This is a genomic window from Ruminococcus sp. RTP21358st1_G6_RTP21358_211008, assembly GCF_040908885.1.
In the GTDB taxonomy this organism is placed as follows: Bacteria; Bacillota; Clostridia; order Lachnospirales; family Lachnospiraceae; genus Blautia_A; species Blautia_A faecis.
Genome location: NZ_JBDGDM010000014.1, coordinates 16,541 through 38,593 on the forward strand (window position 1 = coordinate 16,541; position 22,053 = coordinate 38,593).

Here is a 22,053-nt window from a genome sequence, read left to right on the forward strand (position 1 = left end):
ATAGTGACAATATTTTCCGTGCTGCAATAATTCCTCTTTCACCCAGAAAACCCCCGGGGCAATGCCCCAGGGGTCTGTTTCATTCACAGTTTATAAACCTGCAAACATTGGACGTTGTATCGTCTCTTTACTTTTTAATTAGTCATAAAGGTTTGGAGCGATGTCTTCAGCGTCGATGTTTGTAGAATCATACCAGTAACCAGCTGTAGGAACATCCTCAAGCTCAGCTCCGTTAGCAGCTGCTGTCAGAGCGTAGATTGCATAATATCCCATCATCAGAGGAGACTGTGTAACTGCACCAAGGAATGTGCCATCTGTTACAGCTGCTTTAATGATAGAACCAGCGTCGAAACCAACACCGATAACGTCGCCGTTAGCTGCGTCAGAACCAAGAACGTTCAGGTTAGCGTTAGCTGCAAGAACACCCTCTGCTGCAACCTGGTTGGAACCGAAAATTGCGATACAGTTTTCCTGGGAAAGGATAGCCTGAGCCTCTGTGGAGCAAAGCTCTACAGTTGTCTGTGCCGGAACTGCAACCTGGATAACAACGTCTGCGTCAGCTTCTTCAGCGTCAGCACCTTCTGCTGCGTTTACATAGAACTCATTACCTTTAACTGCTACTGTTTTTCCATCAGCTTTAATCAGCTCGATCATCTTATTGATGAATCCTGTACCACGCTGCTGGATGTTAAGACCTGTAGCATCCTGGTTAACCTCACCGATGATAACCTGTCCGTCAGCATTAGCGATAACGTCTTTGATTGCCGGATACATGTTCTCAGCTGCTACAGAACCAGCCTGATTGTTGTCTGTGCAGACTTCGCAAACTACAGATCCTTCCGGAGCATCAGCGATACCTGTATCAAATGTAACAACCGGGATTCCTTTGTCAACACATGTCTGAAGAGCTTCCTGAACAGAAGATGTATCGCAAGCTGCAAGTCCTAATCCAACAGGATTAGCTGCGATAGCTGTATTGATCATGTTAACCTGGTCAGCGATATCGGACTCACTGTTTGGTCCCTGTGCTGTATAGGTAACACCTAATTCTTCAGCTGCTTTGTCCATACCTTTCATAGCTGCTTCCCAGTATGTAGCCTGGAAAGATTTAACCATCATAGGGAATTCATAAGCTTCGTTAGCTGTAAGTCCTTCAAACTGATCTTCCGGAGCTGCCATAACAGTTGTTGCTGCTAAACCAGATACCATTGCTGCACAGAGTACTAATGCCATAACTTTCTTTGCTTTCATTTACTACTTCCTCCTTGAAATAAAAATTATATAGTTTTTTATGATGATACGTCGCTACACTCTCCGACGCTTCACATCCGTTATGAAATTGTTACTGTTTACCAGCTGTTCTGCTTATAAACAGAATTCTGCTTTTCTTCAGGCTGACTGTCTGTAAGCCAGCCTGTATGTTTCAGTTATTAGTGTGCACTTTTTTTCTCTTTCAGGATATCGATCAATACTGCAACGATCAATACAACACCTGTGATGATCTGCTGCCAGTTTGCCTGCAGACCGACATATGGAAGACCGGTCTTTAACAGCATGATTACGAAAATACCTACCAGAGTTCCTACTACAGATCCATAACCACCGGAAGCTGCAACACCACCAACGAATACACCACCGATTGCGTCCATCTCAAGTCCGGCACCAGTACCAGGCTGTACAGTAGGAGTTACTGCTGCGTATGCGATAGCTGCAAGTCCGGTAAACAGACCGCAAACTACGTATACCATTACATGGTAAAACTTAACATTGATTCCGGAAAGAGCTGCTGCTTCTTTGTTGGAACCGATTGCGATGGTGTAACGTCCGAATTTTGTATGATTCAGAACGAACTCCATCAGGATTACCAGAAGGATCATCCAAAGGAAACCGAGCGGGTAACGGGAAGCGCTTCTTCCCTGTCCGATTGTCAGTTTAAAGATGGAATGGAACCATCCGCCTGGCTGATTCAGTGTTGGCCATGGTGTAGCACTGCAAAGAGAACCAGCACCACGGGTAATCATACAGGTACAAAGAGTAGCAAGGAATGGCGGCAGGTTCATGATACCAATGAGAACACCGTTCAATGCGCCGATTGCAATTCCAAGCACTACACAGAGCAGCATTGCTACTACTACTGGAACATTGTTGCTTCTTACAAGTGTTCCGCCGATCAATGCGTAACATACCATACCAGTTCCGATTGACAGGTCTACACCGCCTGTGATAAGCGGGAATGTAACACCGATTGCCATCAGAAGGTCATAATATGAGAAATCCAGCATACTCAGGATTGTGGTGTACTGTCTGAACTCCTTACTCATAAAGGAGAAAACAGCAGACAGTGCAATGATAACCAGCAAAACAATAAATCTCTGATCACTTAAAATACTTTTTTTCTTCTTAGTCATGACGTCCTCCTTAATCGATATTCCGTGTCGCCTTATTCATGATGTGTTCCTGTGTAGCTTCAGAAATATCAATATTTCCTGTTACCTTACCTTCACACATAACGATGATTCGGTCACTCATTCGGAGAATCTCGGTCATTTCAGAGGAAATCATAATAATAGATTTTCCTTCTGCTGCAAGCTTGCTCATTAACTTGTAGATCTCGTTCTTCGCACCAACGTCGATACCTCTTGTAGGCTCATCGAAGATCAGGATCTCACTGTCACGGGTAAGCCATTTTGCAATAACTACCTTCTGCTGGTTACCACCGGAAAGATTCACTACCAGCTGGTCTGTAGAAGGAGTCTTGGTTGCAAGCTCTTTCACATATCTCTCTGTAACTTTTTTCTCTTTGGCTTTGTTGATGAATAAACCGTTGCAATATTCTTCCATGGTAGCCAGAGTTGTGTTCTCTGTTACAGATTTCTGAACAACAACTCCATATCTTCTTCTGTCCTCAGACAGATAACCGATACCATATTTAACAGCATCCTGTGGGCTGTTGATGGTTACTTCATGGAGCTGTCCATCTTTACCCATAATGGAAATCTTACCGCTCTGTTTCGGATCTGCCCCAAACAGTGCTCTGGCTGTCTCGGTACGTCCTGCTCCCATCAGTCCTGAGAAGCCAAGGATTTCACCTTTACGAAGCTCGAAGCTTACATCCTGAACCATCTTGCCTGCATTCAGATGCTCTACCTTCAAAACAACCGGGGCATCTGGTGCAACCATGCTATGATCCTTCGGATCTTCGTAAATAACACGACCAACCATCATGTTGATAATATCTTCTTTTGTACTGTCTGCTGTGATCAGGGTTCCAACATAGCCACCATCTCGCATGACAGTTACACGGTCTGTGATGACCTTGATCTCATCCATACGGTGTGAGATGTATACAATACCAAGATTCTTCTTACGAAGGTCTTTGATGATTTCAAATAAATCCGCAATCTCCTTCTCAGTAAGAGCAGCTGACGGCTCATCAAAAATGATCACCTCAGCTTTGTGGGAAATAGCCTTTGCAATCTCACACATCTGCTGCTTACCAACAGTAAGATTACTCATTTTTTCTCTCGGATCGATCTCAATATTCAGATCCTGAAATAATTTCCTGGAATCTTCGATCATCTTCTTATCATCTACACGGATTCCCTTCTTCGGTTCACGTCCGATAAAGATATTCTGTGCAACAGTAAGATCTCCGATCATATTTAATTCCTGATGTACGATCACCACTCCGGCATCCTGAGCTTCACGGGTATTGTGAAATTCTGTCTCTTTGCCTTTATATGTAATTGTTCCGGAATCCTTCTGGTAAATACCGGTAAGCACCTTCATCAGTGTGGACTTTCCGGCTCCGTTCTCTCCCATAAGTGCATGTACTTCACCGCGTTTCACTTCGAAATTAACATGATCCAGGGCATGAACTCCAGGAAAGGACTTATCAATATCCTTCATAGTTAAAATAACTTCACCCATTGTCGAATCCTCCCTTATGATCAGTTCTTTCTGCGTCTTGCAGAAACGTCAGCGTAAACTGCTACAATAACAATGATACCTGTAATAATCATCTGCTGTCCTTTACCAAGACCAAATGCCATGATTCCCTGCTGAAGAAGAGAGATGATAAATACACCGATTACAGTACCGCCGATGGAAGCAAGTCCACCAACCATGGATGTACCACCCATTACGCAGCCTGCAATTGCCTCGTTGTTATACTGATCGCCATATCCTGGCTGAACGGTTGTATAAGTAGCTACAAAGAACAGTGCTCCGATTCCTACCAGGAATCCACAGATCACATATGCAAGCATTCTCCATTTTCTGGTGTTGACACCAGAAAGACGAACTGCCTCGCTGTTAGATCCAAGACAAAGGATATAACGTCCTGGCTTTGTATTGTAAAGAACAATACCGCAAACCACTGCCATTCCAAGGAAGATCACAAGACCAACCGGGAATCCATTATAAGATGTGATATTACGGAACCATCCGTTTACCGGATCAGAACTCTGCGGCCAGCTGACTGACTGTGTCTTGGTAAATACAGAAGCAATACCTTTTGCAATGTTCATGGAAGCCATGGATACGATAAATGGCGGAACTGACATATAAGAAACCAGCCATCCATTAAATATACCAAATGCAAGACCGATGAGCACACACAGAACCATGGCAGCTGCACAAGGAACTCCATAAGAAGTCATGCAGTAACCGGAAACCAGTGCACAGCAGAACATAACCGGTCCGATGGAGAAATCAATTCCTCCCGTAGCAATTACAAATGTTACTCCAAGTGATAAAAAGCCCAGGAAGTATACATAGTTCAAAGTAGATTTGATACTGTCGCCAACAGGGAATTTACTTCCGAGTACTACCTTGAAAACTACGAACATAAGAACAAGAATACAGACAAGCATGATTCTGTTCAGGCCGAGCTTTTTCACAATTGGATTTTGTTTTAACTTTTCCAACTTTTCACCCTCCTTGATTTTTTGTTATTGTCCAGGTTTATCTCACTCTTCCTGAGCAATAACTTTTTGCACTCTCTGCGTTTTCTATATAATACCTTGAATTCTGCACAATTGTAATAGAATATTTTCCAGAAAAAGGTTAAATATTTACGGTATGGTCATAAATTTTTAACCTTTTATGTGAAATATGCACTAACACTTTACCATGTAAAATCAAAAAACCTCAAATTCAATCCTTTTCATACGTAAGAAACGCAAAAGGATCGAACCTGAGGTCTCATTTTATCTGACAGAGTATATTAAAAAGATCTGGTACAGCATAAATCGGGTAACTCTTCCGCAAAACGTGCAGCTGTGAAGATACAGAACAGCTACAAAGTCTGTTTTATGGTATTAAATGGGAAGATCAGCTTTTCGATTTCGCTGGAATACATATTCTCCGGAGTTACAAGCTGACAGCCGGAATTTACATTCTCATCGTAAGGTTTGCCCTGCAGCATACGCACAGTCTCCGTTACACCCAGATAGCCCATCTTAAACGCTTTCTGCACAACAATTCCCTTGAAGACACCCTTTTCCATAAGCTGAACTGCTTCCTGGGAGCTGTCTACCCCCACTACCTGGATTTGGTCTTCCATATCATGCTTCTGTACCGCCCGTGCTGCGCCTACAGAGGAATATTCATTCATTCCTGCAATCATTTCAAGATTCGGATATTTCTCCATCAGTTCTTCTGTAAGCTGGGAAGCCTTATCAAACTGGGAATTACAATATACTACGTCTACAACATTCTTATTATAATCCCCCAGACCTTCCCGAAAGCCCTGTTCTCTTTCGATTGCGGTGGAAACACCTTTTACATGGCTTACAATTGCAATCTGAGAATCCTTATTTAAAAAAGTTCTGGCATATTCCCCCAGTTGCTTTCCTGCTTCCAGGTTATCTGTGGCAACTGTCATATCCTGAATATTGCTTTCTGTATAGGAATCTATAAATGTGATCTTGATTCCCTTATCTTTTGCCTTCTGCAATAATTCATCGGAAGCATCAAAGCTGGAAGGGGAAAATAATATTGCATCCGGATTTTTCTCAATGGCCTCTTCCAGAAGTTTATTCTGTACCTCCACATCCTGTTCTCTCTCCGGTGCCAGCACTTCCAGTTCTGCACCGCATTCCTGCGCCGCCATTCTTGTCCCGGAAATCAGGGAGGTCCAGAAGTCATTGGTTCCATCCTCTGTTTTCGGTATGTAAATTAATGACCACTTTTTGTTATTATTTTTTTGACGAATATAAAGCATTCCTCCGGAAACCAGACACACCGCCAGCGCTATGCATACAAGCATAAGCCATTGTTTACGCTTTTTCATGATGTTCCTCCTGCTCGATCGGAATTACCACTGTAACAGTCGTACCTTTTCCTTTTTCACTTTTATAGCTCAGACCATATTCCTTTCCATAGTACATACTGAGACGTCTTTGAACGTTGTATACACCGACACCATTAGAACGATAATTGACTTTATGCTTCTCAAAAATCCGGTTCAGGGTCTCCTCATCCATTCCCACACCGTCATCTGCTATTTCGATAACTGCATTTCCATCTTTCTGGTATCCGTTAACAGTAAGCATCCCTTTTGATTCCTTATATTTAAGACCATGATAAATTGCATTTTCCACAATTGGCTGAAGTACAAGTTTCACTATATGCACACTGTTAATAGATGGATCCACATTGATCTCAAATTCCAGTTTATCCTTATAGCGCATTTTCTGAATGGTGAGATAACTCTTTACATACTGGATTTCCTGGCCGATGAGGACCGTTTCATCTTCGTTGCTGATACTTTGCCGCAAAAGCCGTGCCAAAGAAGCGGTCATCAGTACTACATCTTCATATTTCTTTCCTTCTGCCATCCAGATAATGGAATCCAGCGTATTATAAAGAAAGTGGGGATTGATCTGGGACTGAAGAGCTTTCAGTTCACTCTTTCGCTTCAGTTCCTGTTCGTGGACATTCTGTGCCATCAAATCTTCAATCTTATGGGTCATCACATTGAATGATGTGGTAAGACTTCCAATTTCATTCTGGGAAGGTATAACCAGATCATCTGCTGCCTTGAAATCTCCTTCCTGAACCCTTTCCATAGAATCACGAAGCTTCTGAATCGGAAGAGTTATGCTTCTGGCAATAAAGCTGGAAATAAGCATGGCGATCACAACCAGTACAATGGCCGTCATTACATATATGTTATTGGCCTCTTTACTGCTCTTTAAAAGCTCTGCCATATTCATGCAGCCAACAATCGTCCAGCCAGTTATCTCAGAGCGGGCAAGTGTATAGATTTTTTCGTCATCTCCCTCTCCTGTTACTACCGTATCTGTGTCGGCATTCATAACAATATCAATGTTCTCCGTCTGAAGCTCATTATACAGCTGCTGCTGGCTTGGATGATAAACGATGTTTCCATTCTGATCCAGAATAAATACATATCCCTTATCCCCAATGCTGTTCTGGTCGCAGAGCTCACTGATGGCGCTGTAATTCAAATCAATAAATACAACACCGTCACTGTTTCCCGTGCCATAGAAATTGTGGACTTCGCGGCTTAAAGTAATCACCCACGGACGCTGCCCCTTGATCACATGCTGGACATGGGAAGAACTGAGACAATACTGATTGTAGTTATCTACCGCATTGGTGTACCACTCCTGAGTGGAAAGATCCAGATCCGGATTGGTGGCCTGATATCCGCTGTTTATAAGCATAACTCCATCTTTTTGCACGATTCCAATGTTGCAGATGTCATCACGGCCTTTCAGTATCGTACTAAATTGTTCCAGGAGACGTTTCCTGTGTCCTTCTTTTACAGCCTCATCCTCACCGATGCGCTGGTACAATAGCTGATACGCATCCTGGCTTTTTGCAATAACTGAGGCAATATTATCCATATATGTAATATACGAATCAACATTCTGATTCAGCTGATGTATAATTGTCTGGGTATAAATGGCAGAGTTCTCATAAACTGTAGAATTCGTATATCTTACTGATACTGCAGTCGCTGCAAGCACCGCACAGAGAACCAGAGCAGAAACAGCCACAAATATAGTGCTTTGAATACTTTTAAAGCCTTTAAGAAATTTTCGCTCTCTTTTGTTTTCATTCATAGGCTGCTCTCCCTTGCATTTTTCTCATTCATTTCAACTTTTTATTTTTCATACCTTTCATTACTGATTTCTGCAGAAATAATTCACCTGCTGTCAACAACTCTTTTATAGCTGCAATTATTCACTTCCGGATTCAATCATTTCCAGATCACATTCTGTCTGAAAATTTTCCTTAAGATTCTCTGAAATATGAATCTTCCCATCATCTGTTACCAGGATCACATTGAATTCTTCCCTGTGCTGCCGCCAGAATTGACAAGCTTTCTCATAACCCATGATATAAAGAGCCGTGGACATTCCATCTGCAAGTGTACCATCCCTTGATACGATTGTCACAGACAGCAGATCTCCATCTGCCGGATATCCTGTCCTGGGATTGATGATATGAATATAGGTCTTCCCATCTTCTTCAAAATACCGCTCATAACCGCCAGAAGTAACTACGGCCTGATTTTCCACAAATAAAACACCAATATAATCCTGCTGTCCGCCTTTTGGATCACGTATTCCCACTTTCCAGCTGCTGCCGTCTGGCTTCGTCCCTATCGCCTGAATGTTTCCTCCAAGAGAAACCAATGCGGAAGAAACGCCATATTCCTGAAAAAGCTCTGCCAGCTTCTGACCTGTATATCCTTTTGCAATTCCTCCAAAATCAATCTGCTGATCTGCTCCAAGCGTTACAAACTTTGTTTTTTCTTTGCTGTCCCTACCCTTTTCATCAGAGTCCCGGGTCTGTATTTCTACTTTATTTCCATCCACCAGTGCCAGTTTTTTTTGTACTTCTGCAGCTGTAGGCACATGATAATTGCCTGTAGGGAATCCCCATAGCTTCATCACCGGATAAATAGTATCGTCAAAAAGTCCGTCTGTCTCCTGATAAATCTCTTTTCCCCGGAGGATCAGCTCTGCCAGATCATCTGTTGCCTGCAGATTTCCCTGTTCGTTTAAAGCATATACTTCACTTTTACTGTTTTCTGCTGATAACATCGCATCCAGTTTCTGTACTTCTTCTATAGCTGCATCTACAGCTTTTTCATTGTTTTTACCATATGCGGTAAACTCCATATAGGTGTCCATCGCAAACAGCTGCTTCTGGCATTTCTGATTCTGAACAAAATACCTGGTTCCTTCTGTAAAAATCAAAATTCCAATACAAATGCCGGCTGCCGTCAGTACTTTTCTTTTCATATGGATCTTTTTTCCCTTGCATACTCGGTAGGAGTCTTACCTGTCATTTTCTTAAAAGAAATTCCAAAATAATGGGGATCTGAAAAGCCCACCTTCTCCGCAATCTCATAGTTCTTAAGTGCAGTCTGTTCCAGGAGTTCCTTTGCCTTTTCCATACGGGTCTTACTGAGGAATTCCAGGAAAGTGCCTCCTGTGGCTTCCTTAAAAATAGTACTGAAATAGCTTGTACCAATATTCAGATAGGAGCAGATATCATTCAATCCTAATTCCGGCTCATTGTAATGCTGGCGAATATATTCCATAGCAAGTACCGCCTGCTTCTGCCCGCTGGAGCTGTTCAGGGAAGAGCACCTTTCGAATACCTCGTGAACATAGTCCTCTGCCATTTTAAAAGCTTCCTTAAAAGTTTTCTGTTCGGTTACCCGTCCCATGAGAATTTCTCTTTTGTGGAACAGATCTTCATTCTCAGAAGAAAGAGCTTCCCAGCAGCTTCCTGCATGGCGCAGAATCATCTGAAGGCAGACACAGGCCTGACTTTTATCCACTCTGGCCTTTTTGATCTCAGATTTCATAACAGAAAGAGCCTGATTCATCTCAGCTTCATTGCCTTTCTTGATTCCATCTACCATATCGCTTAATGGCTGCTGCAAAGAAATACTTCTCTCCGGATTCAGTGTTTCTGTATCAATGAGCAGATTTCCGCCCAGTAAATAGCGCAGTTCAATAGCCTTCTCAGCCTGGTTATGAGACTGGATCGTATCTCCGGGATTCCTTACCCAGCCCCCAATTCCTGCTGAAGCTTCAATGCCGATCACTTCTTTTACTTTTTTCTGGATTTCCTGACAGATTTCCTGTATTTCTCTGGAAAACTCCCTGCTGCGGTTTCCCATAAAGAGGATACACACCCGGTTATTTCCTTCCTGATAGGCAATTCCTGCATTACGATCTGTCACGATCTCATCTGCAACATTAAATAAAACAAAAGCCATTAATGCGCTCTCCTGGCGTTTTTCCATATCAATCTGATGAATATCGGAAAACAGATCCATGTCAAATAACGCAACCCGATAAGATGCTGCCTCCAGATTAATTCCCATTCCAGACAATTCCTCCAGGCTCTCCTGCACATCCCGCGTACAGCTTACCAGAGATTCAATCGCTTTCGAACGAATCACCAGAGCATTTTTGTGATAATCCTGAGATGTCTTTGTGAGGGATTCTATTTTCTTCTTTTCTTTTCTCTGCAGATCTACTTTTTCTTTCATTTTGCCAATAACTTCTCTGAGCTCCATAGCAGTTACCGGCTTCAGCATGTATTCGCTTACATTATACTGAATTGCTTTCTTTGCATATTCAAATTCCCCGAAGCCACTGAAGATCACAATTACGATCTCCGGGTAATTATCATGCAGAAAATGGCTCAGTTCCATTCCATCCATATACGGCATCAAAATATCTGTGAGAACAATATCTACCGGATGGCTCTTCACAAAATCTGCTGCCTGCTTTCCGTTTTCGCAGTCTCCTACAAGCTGGCAATCCATGGACTTCCAGTCAATATTCTCCTTTATGGCGTCACGTACCAGGATCTCATCATCTACAAGTAAAATTCGATACATAGTTTTCGCTTTCCCTTTCTATACACAGCATGTACCTCATCGGCTCCCCTGCGCCTGTTTGCACATGGTATTCTATTAATTTCGGCTAAATATTATATTATCACATACCATAAAATCATGCAAACTAAACAAACAATTCCAGAGTTTGTTTAAAAAACATTGGTTACTGTTTACTCCGTTCACAGTAACGCGCTTCGCGCCGCAATTCTCGGGTTTTCTGTGAACTTTGTTCACAAAAAACACCTCGCGGAACGTTACCAGTGAACAGTAACAAACACTGTTACTGTTTACTGGTAACAAAAAAGCTGCAAAGTTATAAGAATTATAAACCCTGCAGCTTTTCTGCTGTGTAAGATATTTAAAGAAGCTTTGAAATTATAACCATTATTTTACGATCACTCCATCCTCATCCCAGAGATCGTGCCAGTCCTTTGCACCTTCCCACAGGAATACATGGCCTTTGATCAGACGGTTATTCTTATCAAGGGAACGGATGGTTTCCATCTCTTCTTCTGTCAGAGGATCTTCCGTGACACATTTCAGGTTCATGGTGTAATTCTTCTCTTTCAAAGAGAATGGAATTGGGGAAGCACCTCTCTGTACAGCCCATTTAATGCAGATAACTGCCGGATGAACACCATGTGCCGCTGCAATTGCTTTCAGCTCTGGCAGTTCAATATCCGCAATATCTTCTGGCATCTTATCACGTTCCGGACGCTCAGGAGAACCAATTGGGCAGAATCCTACCACTTCAATACCATGCGCTCTGCAATAATCAAACAGCTCCGGCTGCTGGAAGCATGGATGAAGCTCCATCTCGATCGCAGCTGGTTTAATTCTGCAAAGTGGAAGTACTGCCTCCAGTTTCGGAATTGTCATATTAGACATACCGATATGTTTCGTCAGACCCATATCTACCAGGCGCTCCATCTGGCGCCAGGTTTTCATAAAACGCTCTACTGTGAACGGTTTGGAATCAGGATTTCTGGAATCCACATCACAATGCGGTGCATGATAGTTCGGGAATGGCCAGTGAACATAATACATATCCAGATAGTCAAGCTTCAGATCCTTTAAGGTCTTCGCACAGGCAATCAGTACATCTCCGTCGCCATGCATATCGTTCCATACTTTGGATGCAATAAAAAGTTCTTCTCTTTTTACAATGCCTTCTGCAAATGCATCTGCGAAGATCTTTCCGATCATATCTTCATTTCCGTAACATGCAGCACAGTCAAAAGAACGGTAACCTACACGAAGTGCACCTGCAACAGAAGCAGAAACTGCATCTGCATCTGCATGGTCACTTCCAAAAGTGCCCATTCCAACAACTGGCATCTTAGCGCCAGTATAAAGTGTTCTCTGCGGAACAATTGCCGGATCGATCATTGTCATTTTCTTATCCTCCTTAACATTTCGTTTGCACTATAGATTTCAATTACAACGCAATTTACTTTCGCTTAATATCTTTTACTACATTTTCTTATAATTTAGTAACCTCAATCTGTGGAAGCAGTTTCTCCATATCTTCCATCACAAAAAATCCAGTCTCCTCGCGCATGGCTGCTGACGCTGAAATAGCACTTGCCAGTTTCATTGTCTCAGGAAGTGAAAGTCCCCTGGATAACCCCAGTGCGAATCCTGCGATCATAGAATCTCCACACCCAACTGTGTTCACTGCATTTATTCTCGGAACCAGTGCACGGAAAATCCCTTCATTTCCTACTGCAAGAGAACCGTCAGCTCCCAGGGAAACAGCTACGATTTCCACACCTTTTGCATGAATCTCTTTCGCCGCATCTATAATATCCTGGATATCATCACAATTCTTACCTGTGAGCATGCGGATTTCATCAATATTGGGCTTGATCATAGTAGGTGCTGCTTCAATTCCCATTTCAAGAAGTTTGCCGCTGGTATCCAGAATAACCGGAATTCCTGCCTCTTTTACAATCTTTATAAGACGCTGATAAGCAGTTCCGTCAAGTCCTTTCGGAACACTTCCTGACATTGCAACTACTTTCGCTTCTTTTACAAGATTACGGAATTTTTCCTCAAATCCGGCAAAATCCTCTTCTGTAAGGGTAAACCCCGGCTCCAGAAATTCTGTCTGTACTTTATTAACCTCATCCCAGATATTAATACAGGATCTGCTCTCTGCAGCTACATGATAAAAAGCACTTTTAATACCAAACGGCTTCAATGCATTCTCAATATAAGCTCCTGCATAACCACCTACAAAGCCTGTAGCAGTCACCTCTGCTCCGTAAATTGAAGCCGGCTTGGATACATTCAGACCTTTTCCACCAGGAACATAAGTACATTCCTTTACACGATTTACTTCTCCGGTCTTAAAGTTATTTACCACATACCGCTTATCAATAGCTGCATTTAATGTTACTGTCAGTATCATATGCTCAATCCTCATTCACCAGAAGAATCTTCCCCTTTACAAGACCAGGCGTCTTATAGAGCTGGAATGCTTCCTGAGCCTGACTCATTGGCATTTTGCGATAAATAAATCCCGGATCAAATTTCAGCTGACCGGTTGCAAAATAATGAGCTGTAAGATCCCACTCTTTGCCTGGAAACGGGGAACTATAAGACATCCAGGAGCCTGTAAGTTTGAATTCTTTACGATTCATATTCTCCCACTGCTTTGGTGTAAACGTAAGATCTGCATGAGGTGTTCCAATGAAGCATACGTGTGCCTTATTCGCAGCAAGTTCAAATGCCATATGCATAGTGGGAACCTGTCCGGCTGTTTCAAACACATATTCATAGCCCTTACCACCGGTAATTGCCATAGCCTCTTCCATATAATTCTCTTTGGTTGTATTGATAACTGCATCTGCGCCCATTCTCATGGCAAGATCCAGGCGTTCCTCACTAATATCAAATACGACAACCTTCTTGGAACCAAAGATCTTTGCCCACTGCATTGTGAATATGCCAATTGTTCCACATCCTAAAATCGCTACGCAGCGACCGCCCTGATAATCATTCTGAAGGAGTCCATGAAGAGCAACTGTGGATGGCTCGAACATTGCACCCTGTTCATAGGAAATAGACGGATCAAAAGGAATCGCATTCTGCTCTGGAATTACTACATAATCCGCATTACTTCCCTGCTGCCTGGAACCGATAAAACTGTAATGCTTACATAAGGAGAAGTTTCCATTCTGACAATCATCACACTTCATGCACGGAAGAAGCGGAGCCCCGGAAACGCGGTCGCCAACTTTCACCTTAGTGACCCCTTCGCCAACTTCTACTACATCACCAGAAAACTCATGTCCAAGAACGATAGGATAAAAATGAACACCATGATTCAATACTCGCGGAACATCAGAGCCACAAATGCCGGAAGCTTTTACTTTAATCTTTACCCAGCCTGGTTTTGCCTGCGGTTCTTCGATTTCCTGGTACTGTACATCCTCGTTTGCAACTACAACTGCTGCTTTCATCTTGAAATACCTCCTTACTTCCGTACCATCATAGCTTTCAGAGATTCATATAAATCCCTATATGTACGGTATGTCTTATTATAAACTTCTTTATTCTCAGGATTGGGCTCATGGCGTCTTGTCTCTTTCACTGTCATGGAAACCGCTTCCTCGTAATCTTTATAAAATCCAACTCCTACGCCAGCCAGGATTGCAGCACCTAATGTGGTTGCTGTATCGGAAGCAGGGACCACCACTGCCTTGCCTGTCACATCAGCCTTAATCTGAGTCCAGAGAAGGGAATTGGCTGAACCTCCCATAGCACGAAGAACTTCTGCTTTAGCACCTGCTGCTTCAGCCACCTCCAGATTATGGCGCAGGGAAAATGCTACGCCCTCCATACAGGCTCTTACCATGTGTCCCTTGGTCTTAGCAAAATCAAGTCCATAGAAAACGCCTTTGGCGTATGGATTCCAGACAGGGGATCTCTCCCCGGACATATATGGAAGGAACACAACGCCTTCACTTCCGGCTGGTACTGCCTCGGCAATTTCATTCAGTTGTTCCAGAGAGGATTTCCCGGTATCCGCCTTGCGGCTCCTCTCATAAGCTGCAAATTCTCTCTCAAACCAGCGCATGACACCGCCGCCTCCGGTAGTTCCTCCCTGAAGAAGCCACTTGCCTGGCACTACGTGATATCCTAAGATCAGACTTGGATCTGCTTTGTATGTATCTGTGCAGATGCTCATGCCACCAGCCTGTCCACCCTGCTCCTGGGTCTCCCCCGGATGGATCACACCTGCACCAAGTGTCCCACAGGCTGCATCCAGACCGCCGGCCACTACAGGAGTTCCGACAGTCAGTCCACTCTGGGCTGCCGCCTCTTCCGTCACAGTTCCCACTACCTTATCGCACGTAACAATCTCCGGAAGAAAATCCACAGGAATTCCCAGTTTCTCACACATCACTTCATCCCAGGTACCAGTACGCATATCAAAGCAATGCAGGCCATATCCCTGTGAAAGATCCTGTGTGATGGCACCAGTCAGTCTGTAAGCAATAAAGCTGTTTGATTGAAGGATCTTGTAAATCTTATTATATACTTCAGGCATATTCTCCTTATACCAGAGAATCTTCGCTGTGGTATAAGAAGGCTGAAGAGAATTACCTGCAACATTGAAAATATTCTCACTGCCGATTTCATTATTGAGTCTGTCGCAGATTTCCTGGGCTCTTGTATCCATCCAGATAGGTGTATCTGTCAGAACATTTCCCTCATGGTCAATGGCAATAGCCGACCAGCTCTGCCCATCAATTCCCACTCCGGCAATCTGCTCTCCTGAAATATTACCCGTCTCCAGGCATTCGCAAATAGCGCCGCAAACCGCATGCCACCATTCATCCGGCTTCTGCTGCGCCCATCCCTCATGAGGATAATAAACAGGGTAATCCCCATTGGCGGAAGCCATCACCTTTCCGTTCTTGTTAAATATGGCAACCTTGCACGCGCTGGTTCCAATATCAATTCCTAATAAATAGTCTTTGCTCATCCTTGTCTCCTTATGGATTTCCCCATAAAAATATCAGTCTGAAGTTTCCGTACAATATGGTCAGGAAGCTCATCTCTTCCTTCAAGCCGTTCCAGCATGATCTGTGCTGTTTCCCTTGCAATTTTCTCTGTGGGCTGTGAAACAATGGTAAGTGCAGGTCTGCATGCACGGGCAAAAGGCAGATTGTCAAATCCCACCAGGGAAATCTCCTCTGGCATGGATACCCCCATCTCGTTAAGCCCGATCACTGCCCCCATAGTCATCTCATAGTTCGTCACAAAAACAGCTGTCATATCCGGATTCTCTTTCACCAGCTCTTCTACTGCCTGAACCCCTCCCTGGATCGTGTAATCACCATGACAGATCAGCTTTTCATCAACCGCAATTCCATGAGCCTTAAGTGCTTTCATATATCCTAACATACGCTGTCTGGCAGTGAATACCTCATCCGGTCCACCGATCAGACCAATCTTCTGATGCTGTTCTTCTACCAGCATGCCAACAGCCTTCTCAGCTGCATTTACATTATCCACCAGCACACAGTCGCAGGATATTCCCTGGATCATACGGTCGATAAGCACAATGGGTTTACCTGTTTTCTGAAATTCATTCAGATGGGCTCCAGTCATATCTACCGGCATATTGATAATTCCATCCACACGTTTCCGGGTAAGGAAATCCACTGCTTCTTTTTCAAGCTTCTTATCTGTTCTGCAGTCACAGACAATCGCTGCATATCCATGGCTTCGGAGGATATCCTCCATTCCACTGATGATTTCTGCGCAGAAAACATTGTTCAGCTCTGGAATCACAACCCCCACTGTCTTGGTCGCATTGGTCTTCAGACCGCGGGCAACTTCATTTACTTCGTAATGTAATTCTTCGATGGCTTCTTCGATCTTGATACGGTTCTTCTCTCTTACATTCCCCCCATTGAAATAAGAGGAAATCGTTGCCAGACCAAGTCCTGTCCGTCTGGCAATATCTTTCATCGTCGCTGCCATAAATCAGCCTCTTACTCAGCCTTTCCGTCACAGCCGCAAACTTTCATACGGGCCATTACAAGCTCTTTCACAGCTGCAATTCCAGCCTTGCCATATGCCTTAGGATCAAATACCTTCTCATCCTCAAGTGTCTCTCTGACAGCCTTGGAGTATGCTGCACGAAGCTCGGTGGCAAAATTAACCTTACAGATTCCTCTCTTTACGCAATCCATAACATCCTCATCGCTAAGGCCGGAAGCGCCATGAAGAACCAGAGGAATATCTACAACTTCACGAATTTCACTTAAACGCTCCTTATCAAGAACAGGAGTTCCCACATAGAAGCCATGTGCTGTGCCGATTGCTACCGCAAGAGAAGTAACGCCGGTGCGCTCTACAAATTCTCTGGCTTCCTGTGGATCGGTATTGGTATCTGCAACTGCAACCAGGTCGTCTTCCTTACCACCTACCTTACCAAGTTCTGCCTCGCATGGGATTCCCATAGAAGCTGCTACGTCAGCCACCTTCTTGCTCACCTCAATGTTTCCTTCATAATCCAGCTTAGAACCGTCAATCATCACGGAAGTATATCCAGCCTTCAGAGCCTTCATGGCGAGATCAAAGCTACTGCCGTGGTCAAGGTGCAGGCAAACCGGAACGGAAGCCTTTGCAGCTTCTGCTGCAACGATTGCCTGATAGGTCTCAAGAGTGCCATATTTAATAGTAGATGGAGTAGTCTGGATCATAACAGGTGCTTTCAACTCCTCAGCTGCCTGAATGATAGCTTTCACCATCTCCATATTCTCTGCATTAAATGCACCCACTGCGTAACCGCCCTGCTGAGCTTTCAACAACATTTCCTTAGATGTAACAAGTGGCATATTCTCCTCCTTCTGCCTGCTGATACAGGCCGTGAATCTTCTGTTTTCAAGAAACCGAAACGTTTCTGTTTTAGTTCATATTAACTCTTTTCCAAATTTCTGTCAACAGTAAATATTTCATCTTTTTGCGTAAAATTTTACCTTGAAAAATCCAGCAAAGAAAGGTAACTTATAGAGTAGAATACTTTCGGAACCGGTATCAGTTTTTATAGATTACTGTGCCAGATTTCTGAGAAAGAACGAAGGGAGAATATATTATGTTAAAAGGAATTCCAGAAATACTTTCACCACAGCTTTTAAAAGTTTTATGCGAGATGGGACACAGCGACCGCATCGTTATCGCGGACGGCAACTTCCCAGTAGAATCAATGGGTAAAGATGCAATTGTTGTTCGCTGCGACGGACATGGAGTTCCAGAACTTCTGGACGCTATCCTTACTGTTATCCCTCTTGATTCTTATGTAGAGAAACCAGTTACCCTGATGGAAGTTATGCCTGGCGATCCGGTAAAAACTCCAATCTGGGATACATACAAAGAGATTGTTTCCAAACATGATGAACGTGGCGCCGAGGCAGTTGGAAATATCGAGCGTTTCGCATTTTATGAAGAGGCAAAGAAAGCATATTGTATTATCGCTACAGGTGAGAAAGCTGTTTACGCAAACGTTATGCTTCAGAAAGGTGTTGTTATCAACAAATAATTTTTTATTTCAGCTAAAAAGCTCCGTCGGATTCCCGGCGGAGCTTTTATTATTCATGTTTATTATGATTCACTATTTTTTCCTTTTTTCTTAAGGAGCCAGATTACCACTGCGATGCCAATGATAATAACTACAACCAGAATCCAGATAACAGAATTCATTCCTTTATCTGTGCTCTCCACATTTTCGCTGGACGCTTCCTGTTCTGCACTTTCTGAAGGAGCAGTTGTTACTGCTGCCTCTTCTGTAGGCGCAATAGTCTCACTTGGCTCCGGGATAGGCGTACTTGTCTCAGTCGGCTCCGGGGTAGGCGTACTTGTCTCAGTTGGCTCCGGGGCAGGCGTGCTCGTCTCAGTCGGCTCCGGGGTAGGCGTACTTGTCTCAGTTGGCTCCGGGGCAGGCGTACTTGTCTCAGTCGGTTCTGAAGCTGCAGTTGCTTTCTTAGTAGGTTCTGGTACAGGAGTACTCGTCTCGGTTGGCTTCGGAGTAGGAGTACTTGTCTTCTCAGGCTTCGGGGTAGGAGTGCCTGTTAGCTCTGCCTCCGCATCACCGATATCTTTGCCTTCGGTACCTGCTTTTCCAACTTCAGAAGTATTCTCTCCAGCCTGAACAGATTGGGAACCGTCTTCCGCTTCTTTCTCAGTTTCAGGAACAAGTTCTACTGTACTCTCTTCCGTATTGGTGGCTTCTGCAATATTTACCCAGCCAGAAACATCACCAGCCTCTGTGTGTCCCCAGATACCATCTTTACCAGTATCTACTTCTGTATCAATATATAACTTCTCACCATTCGCTATATTACAGCCTCCGGAAACTGTGCCGTACTTTTTTCCAGGTCCTTTATACAGGCAAACGGAACCGTCTTCCTTAGCATTGACTGTAATACTGTAATTCGCATCCTTGCTTCCGTATAAAACAAGCTCTGATGCCACTGCCTCGGCAAGAGTAGCCGGCTTCAGATAATTCTCTTCCAGGAAACCAAACATGCCATGAAGCTGAGCATATACCCATACCTTTCCAGCTTCATCTGTGGTCTCTCCTTCTACATGGATCGCAGTTCCATTAGGAATCAGCTCATCATTCAGCTTCGGGCTGGAAGCATCTGCCTCTGAATACATGTCAACACCGCCATCAGGCGATTCTACAATCATATAGTAATCTGTTTTATAATCAACCTGCTGTGTCTTTCCTGCATCTGCAAAAACTCCCACAGTCATGCAAAAAGTAAGAAGCACAGCCAGCAACATTCCCAGCTTTTTCTTCATATATATCCTCTTTTCCCTCTTGTATACATTTTTCGTTACTGTTTACTGATAACATTCCGCGAGGTATTTTGTGAACGGAATGAGCAGTAACCATTTTTCTGCTTTTCATTGTAACACACCAGGAAAAACTTGCAACCATTTTTCTCATATTTTCCCATTATTTTACAGCAACAGTTACTATTCACCGGTAATGTTCCGCGAGGTGTTTTTATAAACAATTTCACAGAAAAATCGGGAATCCGGGCGTGAAATCATGCGAATGTATGTCCGATAAAGAGCCCCAGACAATAAAAGAGCGAGACAAAAGTCCCGCTCTCTCAGCTTTCCTTCATTGTCCTGGGGGAGTGAAAGAAAGCAGTTAAATTATAAAAAGCTAATTATTTATAAAGAGGTCCATAGTTCTTGCAAGCTCTGAAGTCTGCACCCTCTTTATCCATTCCAAATGCATTCCATGCTGCCGGACGATAGATATCTTTCTCCGGAACGTTATGCATAGATACCGGGATACGAAGCATAGAGCACATTGTGATCAAGTCAGCTCCGATATGTCCGTAGGAGATAGCACCGTGGTTAGCTCCCCAGTTGTTCATTACATCATAAGCTGTCTTGAACGGTCCCTCTTTGCCATCGCATCTTGGAGCAAACCATGTACATGGCCATGTGTAGTCTGTACGTTTCCAAAGTTTGTCAGATACTTCTGCTGGAAGAGCAACTGTCCATCCTTCAGCAATCTGCAGAACCGGTCCAAGTCCTTTAACAAGGTTCAAACGGATCATTGTTGCAGGCATCTGAGCTTTTGTTTCATAACGGCTGGAGTATCCGCCTCCACGGAAGTATCCGTTGTCAGCCATACACCATTCAGTGTTTTCCATGATAGCTTTCTGGTCTTCTTCTGTGATATCCCACCACTGTTTCATAACAGCATTGCCGTTTTCATCTTTAGCTTCGCCGTTAGCGTCAAGGCAAGCAGCACCGGAGTTGATCAGGTGAAGGAATCCGCCAGCTTCTTTAGCTACGCCTTCAAGATCATATCCTGTAGCTTTCTTAACAGCCTCTGGGCTCCAGTATGTACGAACATCAGCGAAGATCTGAGCTCTGTTTGTAAGAAGTTTCATGAACATCATTCCAAGTCCGTTGAGAACGTCATTCTCTGTAGCGAGGATGTATGGCTCACGAGCTCCGTTCCAGTCGAAGGATGTGTTCAGCATAGCTTCTGCAAAGTCACCGTTTGGATAGAAATCTGTCCACTGTCTCTGTCCCTGGAAACCAGCTGCCAGAGCGTTGTGTCCGATTGCTTCCTCGGAGAATGCAGGATCAAGGTTATCGCAGCCGTTCATCAGCTCTTTGATGATAACTGCCATTTTAACTACGAACTCAAACTGCTCTTCTTTCTTCTCTGGGGAGAACTGCAGTTCTTCAGGGTTCTTGTCCCAACCAATCTTACAGGTCTCTTTCGCCCATTTGAGAGCTTTCTCAAATTCTGCGTGATCGTAGATGCCTTCTGTCATACGACGGATGATTTCTACCTCATCAACGGATTCAACACGCATTCCAAGATAGGATTCGATGAAATCGGAATCAATGATAGATCCGCCGATACCCATTGTAACGGAACCGATCTGCAGATAGGATTTGCCTCTCATGGAAGCAGCTGCAACTGCTGCACGTCCGAATCTGAGTAATTTCTCTTCAACGTCTGCCGGGATAGATGTGTCATCAGCTTCCTGAACATCATGTCCATAGATACCGAATGCCGGAAGACCTTTCTGTGCATGTGTAGCAAGAACGGATGCAAGGTAAACTGCTCCTGGTCTTTCTGTTCCGTTGAAGCCCCATACAGCTTTGATTGTCTGAGGATCCATATCCATTGTCTCTGCGCCATAGCACCAGCACGGTGTAACAGTAAGTGTGATGTCTACGCCTTCTTTACGGAATTTGTCAGCACATGCAGCACTTTCACCTACACGTCCGATTGTTGTATCAGCGATAACAACTTTAACAGGCTCACCGTTGGAATATCTCAGGTTTTCTTCAAAAAGTTTCGCAGCGGATTTAGCCATATTCATTGTCTGCTCTTCAAGAGATCCTCTGACATCGAGTGCTCCTCTACGTCCGTCGATTGTTGGTCTGATACCGATAACCGGATAGCTGCCTACTAATCTGCTCTTTGCCATGATTCATTACCTCCATAATAAATATATTCTTTTTTAAGAGGTTTCACTAAAAAACCTCCCTGTTTCCTATAGTTCATAGTATACAATTGCCAAACCGTAATTACTTGTGATATAATGGCAAAAAATAGTATAATATTCACTTTTTTGATC

General features: G+C 43.7%; 17 protein-coding genes. 1 reads left to right on the top strand and 16 read right to left on the bottom strand.

Features of this window, described 5'->3' with window-relative positions; all coding sequences use genetic code 11:
- Positions 1-138 precede the first annotated feature (138 nt).
- The 14 genes from AB5Z12_RS07570 to AB5Z12_RS07635 all read right to left on the bottom strand — a co-directional run bounded on the left by AB5Z12_RS07570 (position 139) and on the right by AB5Z12_RS07635 (position 17,763).
- Positions 139-1,251 (bottom strand): substrate-binding domain-containing protein, encoded by a 1,113-nt coding sequence (locus AB5Z12_RS07570; protein ID WP_195409377.1) that lies wholly within the window; start codon positions 1,249-1,251, stop codon positions 139-141.
- 179 nt (positions 1,252-1,430) lie between these two features.
- Positions 1,431-2,408: an ABC transporter permease gene (locus AB5Z12_RS07575; RefSeq protein WP_118577748.1), complete on the bottom strand. Its 978-nt coding sequence runs from the start codon at positions 2,406-2,408 to the stop codon at positions 1,431-1,433.
- 10 nt (positions 2,409-2,418) lie between these two features.
- A complete protein-coding gene (locus tag AB5Z12_RS07580) occupies positions 2,419-3,930 on the bottom strand; it encodes a sugar ABC transporter ATP-binding protein (protein WP_148461187.1) in 1,512 nt (503 codons plus the stop codon).
- Between the two features lie 20 nt (positions 3,931-3,950).
- On the bottom strand, positions 3,951-4,928 hold the full coding sequence (locus AB5Z12_RS07585; protein WP_204452942.1) for an ABC transporter permease: 978 nt from the start codon (positions 4,926-4,928) through the stop codon (positions 3,951-3,953).
- 371 nt (positions 4,929-5,299) lie between these two features.
- Complete coding sequence (locus AB5Z12_RS07590; protein ID WP_195391730.1) at positions 5,300-6,295, bottom strand: substrate-binding domain-containing protein; 996 nt, start codon at positions 6,293-6,295, stop codon at positions 5,300-5,302.
- Positions 6,282-8,096, bottom strand: a complete 1,815-nt coding sequence (locus tag AB5Z12_RS07595; RefSeq protein WP_118577752.1) for a sensor histidine kinase — start codon at positions 8,094-8,096, stop codon at positions 6,282-6,284. The genes AB5Z12_RS07590 and AB5Z12_RS07595 overlap by 14 nt, the downstream gene beginning before the upstream one ends.
- Before the next feature lie 117 nt (positions 8,097-8,213).
- The gene (locus AB5Z12_RS07600; protein WP_368356775.1) at positions 8,214-9,284 is read right to left on the bottom strand and encodes an FAD:protein FMN transferase; all 1,071 of its coding nucleotides are present in this window, start codon (positions 9,282-9,284) and stop codon (positions 8,214-8,216) included.
- Positions 9,281-10,903 (bottom strand): response regulator, encoded by a 1,623-nt coding sequence (locus AB5Z12_RS07605; RefSeq protein WP_173770688.1) that lies wholly within the window; start codon positions 10,901-10,903, stop codon positions 9,281-9,283. Before AB5Z12_RS07605 ends, AB5Z12_RS07600 begins: the two co-directional genes overlap by 4 nt.
- A 384-nt stretch (positions 10,904-11,287) precedes the next feature.
- The gene (locus AB5Z12_RS07610; protein ID WP_148461182.1) at positions 11,288-12,298 is read right to left on the bottom strand and encodes an aldo/keto reductase; all 1,011 of its coding nucleotides are present in this window, start codon (positions 12,296-12,298) and stop codon (positions 11,288-11,290) included.
- Positions 12,299-12,386: 88 nt separating this feature from the next.
- The gene (gene pfkB / locus AB5Z12_RS07615) at positions 12,387-13,316 is read right to left on the bottom strand and encodes a 1-phosphofructokinase (protein ID WP_173770689.1); all 930 of its coding nucleotides are present in this window, start codon (positions 13,314-13,316) and stop codon (positions 12,387-12,389) included.
- Between the two features lie 4 nt (positions 13,317-13,320).
- Positions 13,321-14,370 carry a galactitol-1-phosphate 5-dehydrogenase gene (locus AB5Z12_RS07620; RefSeq protein ID WP_173770690.1) on the bottom strand — a complete coding sequence of 350 codons (1,050 nt, stop codon included), beginning with the start codon at positions 14,368-14,370 and terminating at the stop codon, positions 13,321-13,323.
- 14 nt (positions 14,371-14,384) lie between these two features.
- The gene (gene xylB / locus AB5Z12_RS07625; RefSeq protein ID WP_368356774.1) at positions 14,385-15,899 is read right to left on the bottom strand and encodes a xylulokinase; all 1,515 of its coding nucleotides are present in this window, start codon (positions 15,897-15,899) and stop codon (positions 14,385-14,387) included.
- A complete protein-coding gene (locus AB5Z12_RS07630) occupies positions 15,896-16,903 on the bottom strand; it encodes a LacI family DNA-binding transcriptional regulator (RefSeq protein WP_173734870.1) in 1,008 nt (335 codons plus the stop codon). Before AB5Z12_RS07630 ends, xylB begins: the two co-directional genes overlap by 4 nt.
- An 11-nt stretch (positions 16,904-16,914) precedes the next feature.
- The gene (locus AB5Z12_RS07635; protein WP_173717930.1) at positions 16,915-17,763 is read right to left on the bottom strand and encodes a class II fructose-bisphosphate aldolase; all 849 of its coding nucleotides are present in this window, start codon (positions 17,761-17,763) and stop codon (positions 16,915-16,917) included.
- Positions 17,764-18,020: 257 nt separating this feature from the next.
- On the opposite strand from AB5Z12_RS07635, the gene AB5Z12_RS07640 reads away from it, so the two are divergent.
- A complete protein-coding gene (locus AB5Z12_RS07640) occupies positions 18,021-18,464 on the top strand; it encodes an RbsD/FucU family protein (RefSeq protein WP_118577760.1) in 444 nt (147 codons plus the stop codon).
- A gap of 62 nt (positions 18,465-18,526) precedes the next feature.
- On the opposite strand, the gene AB5Z12_RS07645 is transcribed toward AB5Z12_RS07640, so the two are convergent.
- Positions 18,527-19,729, bottom strand: coding sequence for a hypothetical protein (locus AB5Z12_RS07645; protein ID WP_368356773.1), 1,203 nt, complete (start codon positions 19,727-19,729; stop codon positions 18,527-18,529).
- 377 nt (positions 19,730-20,106) lie between these two features.
- Entirely contained in the window at positions 20,107-21,903 is a 1,797-nt protein-coding gene (locus tag AB5Z12_RS07650) for an L-fucose isomerase (RefSeq protein ID WP_118577763.1), read from the bottom strand.
- Between the last annotated feature and the right edge of the window lie 150 nt (positions 21,904-22,053).